Origin of the sequence: Pedobacter psychrodurus, assembly GCF_032678585.1 — a bacterium.
In the GTDB taxonomy this organism is placed as follows: Bacteria; Bacteroidota; Bacteroidia; order Sphingobacteriales; family Sphingobacteriaceae; genus Pedobacter; species Pedobacter psychrodurus_A.
Genome location: NZ_JAVTSN010000049.1, coordinates 20,345 through 34,772, shown reverse-complemented (window position 1 = coordinate 34,772; position 14,428 = coordinate 20,345). Strand labels below are relative to the sequence as shown.

Sequence of the window (14,428 nt, the reverse complement as noted above, 5' to 3'; positions counted from 1 at the left end):
CATGTCAATTTTAACTTTTACTCTGATCCTAATCCTCGGTGCCTATCTTGCAGGGCTGGTTGGATCATTAACCGGCCTTGGTGGCGGAGTAGTCGTAATTCCATTGCTTACCCTTGTGTTCCATGTCGATATCCGTTATGCCATTGGTGCAGCTTTGCTGGCTTCTATTGCCAATTCATCAGGTGCTGCAAGTGCCTATATTAAAGAAGGGATTACAAATATCCGCCTGGGTATGTTTTTAGAGATCGCCACAACAGTAGGCGCTGTAATTGGGGCTTTAATTGCTGTTTATACTCCAACCAATACCATTGCCATTTTATTCGGCAGCGTTTTGCTCTTCTCGGCAGCCATGACTTTAAGGAAAAAGAATCAGGAAGCTTTAACTGAGGGCAGTAAACTTTCGGCAATATTGAAGCTGAACAGTAGCTACCCCACGCAAACAGGTAAAGTTGATTATAAACTCAAAAATGTTGGCGCAGGCCTTTCCATCATGACGGTAGCAGGCGTAATGTCGGGTTTACTGGGTATCGGTTCGGGTGCATTAAAAGTACTGGCGATGGATACAGCAATGAAAATCCCTTTTAAAGTAAGCACCACTACGAGTAATTTTATGATCGGTGTTACCGCAGCAGCCAGCGCTGTAGTTTATCTGCAACGTGGTTACATGGATCCGGGCATCGCATTCCCAGTAGTGCTTGGTGTATTGGGCGGGGCCTTTACCGGTGCAAAATTATTAACCCACATCAATCCAGCTACCCTAAGGATCATTTTCTGCATTGCCATCACATTCGTGGCTTTCGAAATGATCTATAACGGCTATCAACACAAATTTTAAATAGAAGACCATGAAAAATATCATCTCCACTCAGCTTATACAAGATCGCGACGTAGAAAAAATAGTTGGAAAATTATTAAGGTTTGGTGTAATTACCGCCAGTTTAGTTGTTTTATCGGGCGGCATACTTTTTTTAATCCAGAATGGTGTGCAAGGCCGTCCCGACTACCACATTTTTAAAGGTGAAGAAAATAACTACATCACTTTTAAAGGTATCTTTATGGGGCTTTTCACTTTCAAGCCTATGGCCATTATCCAGTTTGGGGTGCTGCTACTGATCATAACGCCTATAATGCGGATCGTGTTTTCGCTTTTTGCCTTTATACTGGAAAAGGATAAACTTTATGTGGTGATTACTTTGATTGTACTCGCGATTATATTGGGCAGCACTTTTGGTGGACTTAAAGTTTAGCTATTATCCTTAAAATCGTTTTTTTTTATACGATATACATGAAACTTTTTGTGCTTATATCATAAGTTCTATGTACATCGTATACTTATAGAAAGTTAATTTATCCAGCTTAATTATCCTTTCACCTGCTTAATTACGGCAATAATATCTTCCTCTCCGTATGCTGCAGAAGCAGCCTCAAATGTTTCTAATGCGGTTTTGGCCAAAGGTGAAGCAATCCCCTCAGCTTTAGCCAGGTTCAAATCTTTCACGATATGTTTAAGGGCAAAAGCAGCTTTGTAATTATTGGCAGTAATAGCGTCACCTTTAATTTTGGTAAATATATTCCCTATGGCCGCATTGTTAATCAATGCTAATAAATCCTCAGTTTTAATCCCCTGCTGATTGGCAAACAATACCGTTTCAGCCAAGCCCTGTGCATACAAAGCCAATAAGGAGTTGATAGCCAACTTTGCACTGTTACCAGCACCGTTTTCTCCAACAAGCATGGCAAGCTTACCCATTTTTTCGAGGACTGGTTTTACCTGATCAAAAGCAGTTTCTTCGCCACCAACCATAATCACCAACTGACCTGTTTCTGCCTGCTTCACACTTCCCGAAACTGGCGCATCCAAATATGCGCTTCCTCTTTCTTTACAAAATGTTGCCATTTCCTTTGAAATTGAGGGAGAAACTGTGCTCATATTAATAATAATCTTGCCTGAAATTTCAGCACTGAAAAGGCCATCTTCTCCTTTAAAAATCTGTTCGATGGCAGCATCATCAGAAATCATGACTATTACCACATCGGTAGCCACAATCAGGTCCCTCGGTGTTTCAGCAATTGAAGCCCCCATTTCTTTCAATGCAGCTTCTTTTTCCTTGCTCCTATTATAAACCGTTACCGCATAATCTGCTTTGATCAATTGTTCTGCCATGGGGATACCCATATTACCCAATCCTATCCACCCTATTTTTGTTGTATTCATTTCGTTGTTTTTATGATAAACAAATGTGCCAAAGAAAAAGCTTAAATTATTAAACAAGTGTAAAAATGATACCGTAAAATAATTATTTTAATGAGTCCACTGGATATACTAATATTTTTAGTAAATTAGCAACCTATCATACTCTTGATATCCCATTCAAAAATTACCTAACCATATGGCCAGCCCACTTAAAGACTTATATTCACCTGCATTTTACGATCGGTTAACCAACGCTTTGATGGTTACAGTTCCGGATTTTGACAAAGAAAAATTTATTAAAAGGATTTTCACTCCCGAATTTGAAACCAAAGAACTTAAAGAGCGGATGAAACATACCTCAAAGGTATTGCACGATTTTTTACCCAAAGATTATCATCAAACCGTTGAGCTGATCAAAAAAACGATAGGCCAATTAAGAATTCAGGGGATTGGAGAAGATGGCCTGGCTTATATGTTTCTACCTGATTACCTGGAAACGTACGGCCTCGATGATTTTGAAACCTCCGTAGAAGCGCTGGAATTTGTGACCCAGTTTGTAAGTTGCGAATTTGCCGTGCGTCCTTTCATTTTAAAGTACGAAAAGGAGATGATCTTAAAAATGCAGCAATGGTCGCTGCACGAAAGCCATAAAGTAAGAAGGCTCGCCAGCGAAGGTAGCCGGCCGCGATTGCCATGGGCCATGGGTATTCCTTTTCTAAAAAAAGACCCAACATCCATTCTACCTATACTCGAAAACCTCAAAACTGACCCCTCTGAATATGTAAGGCGGAGTGTGGCCAATAGTTTAAACGATATTGCTAAAGATCATCCCCAAGTGGTTTTAAATGTTGCCAAAAACTGGTCGGGCCTGGGCAGCGAAACAGATGCCATTATTAAACATGGCAGCCGGACTTTGCTTAAACAGGGGCATGCAGATATCTTAAAACATTACGGCTTAGATGATAAAGGTATTTTGTTAACAGATTTCAAAATCTTAACACCGGAAATCAAAATTGGTGAAAGTCTGGAATTCTCATTTTCTATTCTGAATGAAAATCTTACCGAGCAAAAAGTGAGATTGGAATATGCCATATACTATAAAAAGCAAAATGGCCAGAATACCAAAAAGGTGTATAAAATTTCGGAACGGATTTATCCGGCAGGTGCAACAGTAAATATCGTCCGTAAACAAAAATTTGTGTTGATTACCACACGAAAATTCCATTTAGGCGATCACCAGATTTCGATGATCATCAATGGGGCTGAAAAGGAAATCTCACATTTCGAATTAACTGCCTAATTTTGATATCAGTTCGTCGAGCAGGGCAATTTGCTTTTCATTAATATGCTTAATTGCATCACTATAGATAAACCATGCGGCTTTATCCACCTCGGTAAAACTCTGCTTTTTGCCTGATCGTGGTGGCCATTCGATTTCGAAGGTATTACTAACAATTGTTGAGGGATCAAAATCTCCTTCTAGAGCCCAGCACAAAACCTTTTTACCTCCTTTTTGTATAACAGGAGATAATTCAATAAAATCACCTGATAACGCTTTACCTGTCTCTTCTGAAAATTCTCTAATCGCTGCTGTTAAAGGTGCTTCATTTTCATTTAACTCTCCCTTGGGCACAGTCCAAAAACCAAGATCTTTTTTCGCGAAAAAAGGTCCGCCAGGATGTACAAGAAAAAATTCGAGATGCTGATCTTTTTTTCTGAAGAGTAAAATACCTGCGCTTTGTTTCATTGTAGAAAGATAGGGTTTGGTGAATAACGTCCTGCTGAACTTGTTTCAGCATCTTTCCATAGAAGGTCCTGAAACAAGTTCAGGATGACGGTAGTATTAGGAATAACAACAAATTACGTCTTGCTAAATAAAAAAAGCAGCCAATTTTTTAAGTTTGACTGCTCTATATAATCTGGTATGATAAGTTTTTTGAGGCGTTCTACAACAAGCCGTACAAACCATGGGCATAATTCCTTAATGAAGCGGATACCGTCTTCATCTTATCAGGAGATGGGCCTTTTACTTTATAGGCTTCCGGGTGAAGTTCTAAAGGTTGGTCGTTAACTTGTTCTACTGTGTTTCTATTGCTTAATGTAGCATGCTGTTCTTCGCTTAATTTTAAAGGTGCCATGATCTTGAAATTTATACTAGAACAACATGATTCACCAAAATAAGTTTGTCAATTGATGTTAATTTTTTAAAATTATTTTTCCAGGCTCGAAATCCAGTTCTCAGTTTCTGAAATTTTGACCGGAACAGCCGAAGCTACGATCTTAAGTAGCCCTCCTGCATTAATATCCTCTTGTGTGATGTAATTCTTATTAAATGGTTTTCCGTTTAGAAAAACAGCTTTGATATATTTGTTTTTCAAGCTGAAATTCTCCGTTTCGATGGTGAAAATTTTCCCTTTTGGGAGCTTATAGCTGAGTGATGGAAATAAAGGTACATTTAGATAATATACTGGCCAGCCCACGCAGGCAGGAGAAAAACCGCTTGCGGCAAACACATACCAGGCGCTCATCGCCCCGGCATCATCATCCATTGTACGGAGATAAGCATGGGGTTGATTTCTGTAAATCTTTCCGATATAACTGCCAATTCCACGACTGTTATCGTTAAAATAATTTTGAATAACCGTATCAGCAGCCAATTGATGCATCCAATATTGCGATTTATAACCTGATGTAGTTACATTGTACATTAACGGCACCTGAAGATCGGGTTCATTGGCATGGTTATATAAATCGCGTGCAAAAAACTCGTCAAGTTTTGCCAGATAAGATTCTTCACCTCCGTCAAGTTCAACCAAACCTTTAAAATCGTATGGAACAAACCAACGGTACTGCCAAATGGTTCCCTGATACAAACCGCGGGCCTGCATGCGGTCTACATCATTCTTGGTCATATCTTTAAAGTCCTTGTTCCAATATTTTTTATATTCCAGGGCTTTACTGAGATAAAAATCTGATTTTTCTTTATTCTTTAAAACTTTGAAGATTTCGGCCAATGCCCAATTGTCGTAACTCGATTCCAGTGCTTTATCTGGCGATTTATAATCCAGTCCATTAACTTCTTTCACCAATGAATCGGCAATTTTATTAAAATCGACAGGATAGCCCTTTCGGTATGCATCAAGCAATACCACAATAGCATGTTCAGAACGTACGGTATTAGAGGGTTCATTTTGCCCGGCATAATCTTTTTTACCTGAGTTATACAGATCGGCAATAGAACTGACCATTCCGGCATAGCGGTCTTGCTCAATTAAGGAAAGTAAGGGTAACTGCGTTCGGTAATTGTCCCAAATGGCCCAGCCATTATATCGGATTTCTTTATCCTTTTGGATTTCGCCTTTTGTATTGCGGTAGGTCCCATCCGTTTCAGAAATTACATAGGGCGACTGCATGGTGCGGTATAACAGTGAATAAAACAGTTTTGCGCTTTCCAGTTCGCCATTTACCGCAATTTTGGAAAGGTTTACATTCCAATCCGCCTTACTTTGTTCTTTTACCGTGTTAAAAAGATTTTTATTAATAGCGGCTTTTGCAGCTTCTACACTTACTGAAGAAAGAGCGATATTGATGCCCGTTGAAGTTACTTCTCCCTTTAACATAGCGATCATTTTATGATCGTCGATTACTTTCCAGGATACATTCTCGCCAATTTCCATATAATAGAACAGTTTGTATTTACCTGCTCCACAGGTTGTTTTTGAGGTAATCCATCCACTTACCACATTTCCGTTTACTTCATGTTCTTCAGCTACAAAAGCGCCATTGAAAGCGTAGCCTAAATCGAGGTAAAAACCTTTGGCCCCTTTTGGAAATTGATAGGCATGTTTTCCAGCCTTTCCCAACACCGTAAAACTGGCTTTGATTTTATTTTCAAAACCTACTTCATAATAGCCAGGACTGGCTTTTTCTGAAACTTTGATCAATTCTGATTGCGCAGGATCGGAACCTAAAAATGGTTTAATGAGAATATTCCCACCAGACCCCTGGCAGCCTACTCCTTCAAAACGGTTATGCGTGAAACCTTCAAATTTCTTGGCCAGATATTCGTAACCGGTATGGGTTTTAGGGTATGTTTGCGGACCAATGCTTAACATACTAAAAGGCGCGGATGCAGCTGGTGACATCTGCCCATGATCGGCAGAAGAACCTAAAAAAACATTTACCTGATCTACGGGTCTTGCCGTTTTGATAGAGAAAAGCTGTGGTTTTTGTTGTGCTAAAACGTTTAATGAAAGAAGCGGCAATAAGGCCAATAATTTAATGGAAAACTTCATTATGGGGTTTGTTTGTAAATCGGACTAAAATAACATTTTAAGATGAAGTAGATATTATGTGTTAGGTTCTTTACAAAAAAAGCAGTTTTTTACTGGCCGTCACCCTGAATTTATTTCAGGGTCTATTTAGCAGGAAAGATGCTGATCCCGAGGATTCGAGACAACATGACGACCATATCCACTTAACACACTACGACACAACATCTTAACAAAGACACCATTTAACTCAGTTTTTGAGCATAAAGTTTGATTTACATCAAAAAATAATCCAACATGATTCAATAAAAATTTTCAAAAAAAACGCATAAAAAAAGCCGTCCAAATATAAAATCTGGACGGCTATAAATAATTTTATTTTATTACTTGATGGTAACCGGAACTGAAATTTTATCCCAATCTAAAGAGAAACCACTTTTGGTAATTTTATAAACCAAACGCTCTTGTGTAGCTTTTAATGCTTTGGTTTTAACATCAACACGTAAAACATCTTTAGCTTCTTCGTATTTGTAAGCACCCCATTGTTTTGGTTCTTTGTTAAAAATAGCTGTCCAGGTTCCACTTTCTTTAGGGATTAGGAAGAAGCTATATTTTCCAGCTGCTAAAGCTTTACCTTCTACCATGATATCTTTATCCGTTTCGAAAGTGGTTGCCTCATTTGCACCTGCGCGCCATACTTTATCAAAAGCTTCTAAGCCGCCCCAGATTTTACGTCCTTTTACTGCAGGACTGCTGTAATTAATAGTAATGGTTGCACCCTTAACTTTTCCTGTGGCTGTTGCCGCAGGACTTGGCTTAGGCTGTGCGTCTTGTGCCATTGCACTTACAGAAATGGTAATTGCCGTAAATAGCAAAGCGATTGATTTAATCATCGTTTTCATAGTATTATATTTATCTGTTTTTGTTGTTTTTGATTTTACGAATTTATGGCTTTCGGTTGATAAAAACTATAATCCCAGTGTCTAAAAACGCTCGAATGTTTTTATTATTTCATTGGTGATTTTCTATTTTTTCTGTCCGACAAATCTGATCACTGAACCCTGTCCGTTGTGGAACAAGCCTTCGTTCAGTTCAATTTCTTTTTCTTCTAAAGTTATTATTTCGAAATCAGGAAAATCAGATTTGAGTTCATCTGTAGAAAACAGCATATCAATTTCTTTTGGTCCACCCACTTTTTCGTTCTTAGCCAGATAATCAAGGTGTTTCTTGCTGAAAGCTTCAAAAATAACCAATCCGCCTTTTCGTAAATATTTGCTCAATGTTTTATGATAGGACGACTTGATAGACGCTGGAAAATGTGCATAAATTAAAGCAATGGCATCAAACTGCTCAGCGCTATACTCCAAAGTTTCTAATGCACCAACCTGATAGTCGATGCTTACTTTATTATTTGATGCAAGTTGAAGTGCTTTATTTTTTCCTTCCTTGCTAATATCAAAAGCAGAAACCTGCCAGCCAAGTTTGGCTGCAAAAACAGCATTACGCCCTTCACCTTCTGCCGGAAAAAGGATTGATCCGGTATCAAGCTTTATTAACTGTTCTTTTAAATAATGATTTGGTTCTTCTCCGTAGGCAAACTCATCAGTACTATAGCGGTCGTTCCACCGATCAACCCAAACTTCGTTCATATTTAGCGCAATTTATTTTAAAACTAAGGTATAAATTTTAGGCTCCTGCTAAGAAAGCAAATATCTGTTGCAGGTAAAATTAAGATCCGCTCTTATTGCTAGCTTTTGGATTATAAAATAACATCCCGATTACCGAAAATATAATTACAGCAGCGGCACCGATTACATTGAGCCATAAAAAGGAAACAATATCAAACTCATACACGGCAATAACAGCAATTTCGGATAAGATTGCAGCAATAAACACCAAGGGTCCTTTTATCTTTTTAAAATAAAATGCCACGAGAAAAATCCCCAATATCGGACCGTAAAACAGCGAACCCAGTACATTAACGGCTTCTATCAACGAGCCCATTTGTGTAGCAAACATGGCAACAGCTATCGAAAAAATGCCCCATGCCAAAGTATGCAAACGGCTATATTTTAGCTCAGTTTCATCGTCTACTTCTCTCTTCCCAAAAATGAGGTGTACATCTTTTAACGAACAGGCGGCCAACGAATTTAACGCCGCAGAAATAGAACCCCAACTCGCTAAAAATATCACAGCGAAAAGCAACCCGATCATTCCAACCGGAAGGGTGTTTTTTACAAAGTATAAAAAGATATAATTGGTATCTGTTTTTTCAGCGTTATAGTTTGCCTTATTGATTGCCTCTTCTACCCTACCGTGCAGTTCTTTTACCTGCTTTTGAGTAGATTTAAAATTCTCAATCGAAGCGTTTAATAATGGTGAACGATGTTCCTTTTCAACCAGGATAATTTTTGATTGTTGATTAAACTTCTGCGCTAAAGCATTATGCTCTTTTTCAAATTTTGCGGCCTGCTTTGGCTGTGTTTCTTTTAAATATTGATAGGAACGCTCATTGAAATAAATCGGTGAAGGTTTTAGGGAGAAAAAAGCAAACAGTAACGCACCGATTAATAGAATCGCAAATTGCATCGGGATTTTAACCAATCCGTTTAACAACAATCCCATTTTCGCATTGGTATTGTCTTTTGCGGTAATGTATCTTCCAACCTGACTTTGGTCTGTTCCGAAATAAGAAAGTGCTAGAAAAAAGCCGCCTATCAAACCACTCCAGATGTTGTATTTATCCTTCCAATCGAATTCGGTGGTAATTACATTCAACTTTCCTGATTTTCCGGCCAAATATAGGGCATCTTTAAAACCTATACCGTTGGGCATGTTTTGCACCAAAAGATAACCGGCAAAGGCCATGGTACCCAGTATAATCAAAAACTGCAGTTTTTGTGTATGCGCAATGGCTTTTGCCCCGCCTACATAGGTATATATCAACAGGATTCCACCGGTTAGGATATTGGTTAAATAAATATTCCAGTTTAAAACACTCGATAGGATAATACTCGGTGCATAAATGCTGATTCCTGTGGATAATCCACGGGAAAACAAAAACAACAGAGACGTTAAAACCCTTGTTTTTTTATCGAAACGGTTTTCAAGGTATTCGTAGGCGGTATAAACATTCAGTCTTTGAAAAATCGGAATGAAAGTAATACAGATCACAATCATCGCCAATGGCAGACCAAAATAATACTGCACGAAACGCATCCCGTCGGTATAGGCCTGCCCTGGAGCTGATAAAAAAGTAATAGCACTGGCCTGCGTAGCCATAATCCCCAGTAATACAATATACCAGGGCATTTTATTATCAGCCTTTAAATAAGAGGCATTGCTTTTTTGCCCACGACCGATAAAAACACCATAGGTGACCACAGCGAGCAAGGTAAATATCAATACAGCCCAATCGATATTACTCATGCCCAGAATTTAGTAAACAGATAATAAAATACAATCTGAAATACCAGTGCCAAAGCGAGTAGTACATACCAGGTATTCCAGTTTTTGAATTGATTTTTCATCACTTCCCTGCTGATAAAAAATTAAAGAACAGCCTGGCTGCGCCAACATTTCCGGCAGGTAATTGTCTGAAAAAGGCTAAAGGGGTATAAATAAAATTCCCTTTGCCATATTTCGCATAAAGTGTTGATCCTTGAAGCGGTTCTTCACCGGTATCGTGCATTTCGAAAAGCGGCTCGTATTTGGCATCCCATTGATCAGGAAAATAAGCACCGCGTTCTTGTACCCAACCTTTAAAATCTTCGGAAGTAATTTTATTCGGATAGTTCAGCAATTTATGCTCTGGTTTTAAGAATTTAACTTCTGCATTTTCTTCAGTTACCCTCTTGCCTCCGATAGAGAATGGATAAATCCCAAAGTCCTGTAATGCCATATCCTGCGTGGTATTGTACTGCATCACAATGGTGCCCCCATTTTCTACATAACCGCGTAATGCTGTTTGCCAGTTTTTAATTCTTTTTTCGGTATTGATTACCCGTACGCCGGTTACCACGGCATCATAGCTGGCTAATTTTGTTGCGTTTAGAATATCTGCCTCAGTTAATACATCCACCTGTAAACCTGCCTGTCTTAAAAACTCAGGAATCAGATCTCCCGCACCTTCGATGTAGCCAATTTTTTTCGCCAGTACTTTTACATCGCCCTTGATCAACCAGGTGGTGGCCGAAACAAAATATTGCAAAGTTGGCAAATGAGGGTATTGAATCAACACCTGTCCTCTCGAAAACTCATTTGCTTCTGATGAAAAAACGGCTTCCAATTTATTCTGACTTGTTTTAATTTTAGCTAAGTCCTCAACCGGGATCAGAAAATTCATGGTATTGATTGTATTCTCGGCTAAGTTGATACCCTGAAAAGTTTTTACAATCTGGTTGCCAATTTTAAAACTCACTTTACCATAATTGATATTTTTATTTGCCTTTAAGCGAAGGCTAACGTTCAAGGCTTCTTTTTCTTTGGCGAAATAAACCGGTTCGGTAAAACTTAAATCAAGCGCCGGGATAATCCGCAGGCCCTCTACAACATCACCTTTAACCGGGTCTAGCTTTTTATAGGATAAAGGTAATTTGATCTCAAATTTCTCATTTTCTATTTTTAATGACAATAACACATTAAGCGGCGATTGCATTTCCGGCAATCCGATCAAGGTATCGTTGGCTACACTAAAGGTTGCCGCATCTTTGGCCGGTTTGGCCAACCAATAAGGCTCTGTTGGCGCAGCATTGGCAGGAATCTGTATTTTCCGTTCAATGGTAATCAACGAATCGTTATCGAGCTTTCGGTTTAAGTTGTCCGTTTGGTTTAACCAATTTACACTTTCTACTGTTACCGGGGTGGCCGACCTCGAAATTAAGTTTAAACGAAAGTTATAACTGTTACCCGCAATGGCTTCCGGCTGGTTGGTTACTACCTCACCCATAAAACCTGCGCAACTTAAAATAATTTGATCGATAGCAGCAAGTTTGTCTTTTCTCAGATCTACATCCTGTAGTTCGGCAATTTTCTTTCTCAGCATCAACAGTCCGTGAAGGCTTTTATCAGGTTGATTGTAATTGAATGACAACAATACAATATCGATCAGTTCATCAATATCGCCTATGCCCTTATCAGACCAGTTAAGGCTTAAACCGTCGAATAAAGTTCTTTTTGCAGGATCGCCTAAAACTGGTGTAAAATATTCAGACCGTACGCCAGCCACCGACTGTGTTCCTGCGCCCTGACTCTTGTGTAAACTTCTGCTCAATCCGGCCAACTCGCCATACCCCATTCCCAATTGTGCATCGTATTGACCCACAGTTGCTTTTAACTGGTTTTCGGCAGTAGTATTTACTGAACCGAACCTAAAGGTATTCCATAACAATCTTTTTGGCTGCCAAACCGAAACATATTTAAGTTGGTTAGGAAACATATTTTTATCGGCAGCTGCTTTAAAAGCTTTCTCGGCCACCACAGCAGAAGCCGCATGTTGCCCATGACCTGCGGCGGCAGTAGGCGGAAAACGGCAGATGATTACATCAGGTCTGAATTTTCTAATTACCCAAACCACATCAGCGGTAATGCTATCGGCATCCCATTGTTTAAAGGTGTCGTTGGTATTTTTAGAGAAACCAAAATCAATTGCTCTGGTGAAAAACTGTTGCGCACCATCCAATCTGCGGGCCTCTAAAAGTTCGTGTGTTCTGATCAACCCTAAAGCAGCACCTTGTTCGGTGCCCAAAAGGTTCTGTCCACCATCACCTCTGGTTAATGAAAGATAAGCCGTTTCAACATTCTGTTCGTTAATCAACCAGGATAATAAACCTGTATTTTCATCATCGGGATGTGCGGCTAAGTATAAAACCTTTGGCAGGTGTCTTAAGGTTTTGAGTTCTCTATAAATCTCTGAAGATTTTGCAGGACGCACCTGTTGAGCGGCGCAGAAAATCATAGGAAAGCATAATATGAATATTGCAGTTAATCTTTTAAACATAGTATTTGTTTTGCAGGTCAAATATGCTTAAAAAGCTTTTAATTAACGCCTCGGAAACGAAAAAGGTACAATTTAGTTTAGTCTTAAGTCCGGAGTCAATAGTCTTTAGTCTAAAGCTTGAAGACAAAAGATAGCCACGCCATTTCTCAGGCTGAGCGTAGCCGAAGACCTCACACAGTTCTTACGAAAAATCCTACCACTGGTCTGTGTTCCCACAGACCACTCATTTGTATCATACCAGATAATATTTTTTCATTCTATGGGGATACAGAACGAGGAAAGGTTCGACACTCAAACCGGTTAACCGATTAAAAAATTAACCAGTTAACCAAAAAAAAACGTTTTCATTCATATTTTATCTACCTCACCATCTTTCGATATTTTTATACTTAATATTGCAGCATTAAATTTTACCTATGAATGGCATGGTGCTCATCATTGATGATGAAAAGAAAATTTGCAGTTTACTTTCCAGAATTATAGAACTTGAGGGTTTTAAAACCCTACAGGCCAATACCGGAAAAGATGGGATTAAATTGCTTAAGAGTAATGATGTAAGTATTGTAATCAGCGATGTTAAGCTACCCGACGTTAACGGTGTTGCGCTGGTTAAGGATATTAAAGCCATAAAACCTTATATAGAAATCATCAACCTTACTGCTTACGGAACCATTGCAGATGGCGTTTTGGCCATTAAAAACGGTGCATTCGATTATCTGGTAAAAGGTGATGATAACGACAAAATTATCCCGCTTTTATACAAGGCGATGGATAAATCAAATTTGCAGCGCAGGGTTTCTGATCTGGAAAATAAAATCGCTAAGAAACATAGCTTCGAAACCATTATCGGTCAATCAAAAGCATTAAAAGAAGCAATTGATCTGGCCAAAAAAGTAAGCGCAACCGATACGACCGTTTTATTATTGGGTGAAACCGGAACCGGAAAAGAAGTTTTCGCACAGTCTATCCATTACGAAAGTCCGAGAGGAGCAAAACCCTTTGTGGCTTTAAACTGCAGCGGCTTTAGCCCCGACTTGCTGGAAAGCGAACTGTTCGGGTATAAGGCTGGGGCTTTTACCGGAGCGAATAAAGATAAAAAAGGCTTGTTAGAAGAAGCCAACGGAGGCACTTTGCTGTTGGACGAAATTGGTGAGATGAATCTTGATTTACAGGCAAAACTCTTACGCGTATTGGAAAGTCAGACCTTTATAAAGGTGGGTGATACTTTAACCCAACAGGTAAATGTCAGGATTTTAGCAGCTACCAATAAAGATTTAAAAGCTGATGCAGCCTCTGGGAAATTCCGGTCAGATCTTTACTACCGCCTTTCGGTTTTTAACATCATCCTACCGCCACTCCGTGAACGAAAAGCCGACATTCCTGCATTGGCAAAACACTACCTAAAGGAATTTGCAGATAAGGTAAACCGTTCTACACCAAAAATGGATGATAAAATTCTGTCGATATTAGCCGATCATAGCTGGAAAGGAAATATCCGTGAGCTTAAAAATGTAATTGAACGTTTGGTTATTTTATCTGATGGTGACACCTTGAGTGCAACTGCCCTCCCTCCTGAATTTTTCGAATTTGCGCCGATAGAAAATGATTATAACCTGCAACAGATTGAAAAACAGCATATCCAAAAAGTGCTCATTCACACCAAAGGCAATAAAACAGAAACTTCGAGGCTCCTGGGTATCGGCTTAACTACCCTTTATCGTAAAATAGAGGAGTATCAGATTAAGGAGATATAGAAGGGCTACAGTCTGGAAGGTAGAGGGTTAAAAGGTTTTAGGTTTAAATATTGAAAAGTTTTGGACGTATAATCTTTCTCGTGCTGTCAGATGTTACCATCTGACAGAAAAGCTTTTTTGTTGGAAAGTTGGAAGCTTTAAACCTTGCAAACCAACCCAGCAGGTTAAAATTTAGCTGGAACTATTTCTAATGAGAAAGCAGGATTTTCAT

12 protein-coding genes are annotated in these 14,428 nt (G+C 39.1%); 4 read left to right on the top strand and 8 right to left on the bottom strand.

Translation table 11 applies throughout. The features are described 5' to 3' along the window. Position 1 precedes the first annotated feature (1 nt). Positions 2-835, top strand: a complete 834-nt coding sequence (locus R2S57_RS24985; RefSeq protein ID WP_316847645.1) for a sulfite exporter TauE/SafE family protein — start codon at positions 2-4, stop codon at positions 833-835. A 10-nt stretch (positions 836-845) separates the two neighbouring features. Beyond that, positions 846-1,247, top strand: a complete 402-nt coding sequence (locus R2S57_RS24980) for a DUF1634 domain-containing protein (RefSeq protein WP_316847644.1) — start codon at positions 846-848, stop codon at positions 1,245-1,247. Between the two features lie 113 nt (positions 1,248-1,360). Here the strand turns inward: R2S57_RS24980 and R2S57_RS24975 are convergent, their stop codons facing one another. Then, complete coding sequence (locus tag R2S57_RS24975; RefSeq protein ID WP_316847643.1) at positions 1,361-2,215, bottom strand: NAD(P)-dependent oxidoreductase; 855 nt, start codon at positions 2,213-2,215, stop codon at positions 1,361-1,363. A gap of 175 nt (positions 2,216-2,390) precedes the next feature. Between R2S57_RS24975 and R2S57_RS24970 the strand changes: the two genes are divergently transcribed. Continuing rightward, on the top strand, positions 2,391-3,494 hold the full coding sequence (locus tag R2S57_RS24970; protein WP_316847642.1) for a DNA alkylation repair protein: 1,104 nt from the start codon (positions 2,391-2,393) through the stop codon (positions 3,492-3,494). Here R2S57_RS24970 and R2S57_RS24965 read toward each other — a convergent pair. The 7 genes from R2S57_RS24965 to R2S57_RS24935 form a co-directional block, all read right to left on the bottom strand. After that, positions 3,483-3,941: an NUDIX domain-containing protein gene (locus R2S57_RS24965; protein ID WP_316847641.1), complete on the bottom strand. Its 459-nt coding sequence runs from the start codon at positions 3,939-3,941 to the stop codon at positions 3,483-3,485. The two genes, R2S57_RS24970 and R2S57_RS24965, sit on opposite strands and share 12 nt — an antisense overlap. A gap of 199 nt (positions 3,942-4,140) precedes the next feature. Further along, a complete protein-coding gene (locus R2S57_RS24960; protein WP_316847640.1) occupies positions 4,141-4,332 on the bottom strand; it encodes a hypothetical protein in 192 nt (63 codons plus the stop codon). Positions 4,333-4,404: 72 nt separating this feature from the next. After that, on the bottom strand, positions 4,405-6,489 hold the full coding sequence (locus tag R2S57_RS24955; RefSeq protein WP_316847639.1) for a glycoside hydrolase domain-containing protein: 2,085 nt from the start codon (positions 6,487-6,489) through the stop codon (positions 4,405-4,407). A gap of 359 nt (positions 6,490-6,848) precedes the next feature. Continuing rightward, the gene (locus R2S57_RS24950) at positions 6,849-7,367 is read right to left on the bottom strand and encodes a DUF2911 domain-containing protein (RefSeq protein WP_316847638.1); all 519 of its coding nucleotides are present in this window, start codon (positions 7,365-7,367) and stop codon (positions 6,849-6,851) included. Positions 7,368-7,490: 123 nt separating this feature from the next. Continuing rightward, the gene (locus R2S57_RS24945) at positions 7,491-8,114 is read right to left on the bottom strand and encodes a class I SAM-dependent methyltransferase (RefSeq protein ID WP_316847637.1); all 624 of its coding nucleotides are present in this window, start codon (positions 8,112-8,114) and stop codon (positions 7,491-7,493) included. A gap of 79 nt (positions 8,115-8,193) precedes the next feature. Continuing rightward, the gene (locus R2S57_RS24940) at positions 8,194-9,894 is read right to left on the bottom strand and encodes a sodium:solute symporter (RefSeq protein WP_316847636.1); all 1,701 of its coding nucleotides are present in this window, start codon (positions 9,892-9,894) and stop codon (positions 8,194-8,196) included. A 100-nt stretch (positions 9,895-9,994) separates the two neighbouring features. Next, positions 9,995-12,421: a PIG-L family deacetylase gene (locus R2S57_RS24935; protein ID WP_316847635.1), complete on the bottom strand. Its 2,427-nt coding sequence runs from the start codon at positions 12,419-12,421 to the stop codon at positions 9,995-9,997. Between the two features lie 458 nt (positions 12,422-12,879). Between R2S57_RS24935 and R2S57_RS24930 the strand changes: the two genes are divergently transcribed. Beyond that, the gene (locus R2S57_RS24930) at positions 12,880-14,217 is read left to right on the top strand and encodes a sigma-54 dependent transcriptional regulator (RefSeq protein ID WP_316847634.1); all 1,338 of its coding nucleotides are present in this window, start codon (positions 12,880-12,882) and stop codon (positions 14,215-14,217) included. Positions 14,218-14,428 lie beyond the last annotated feature (211 nt).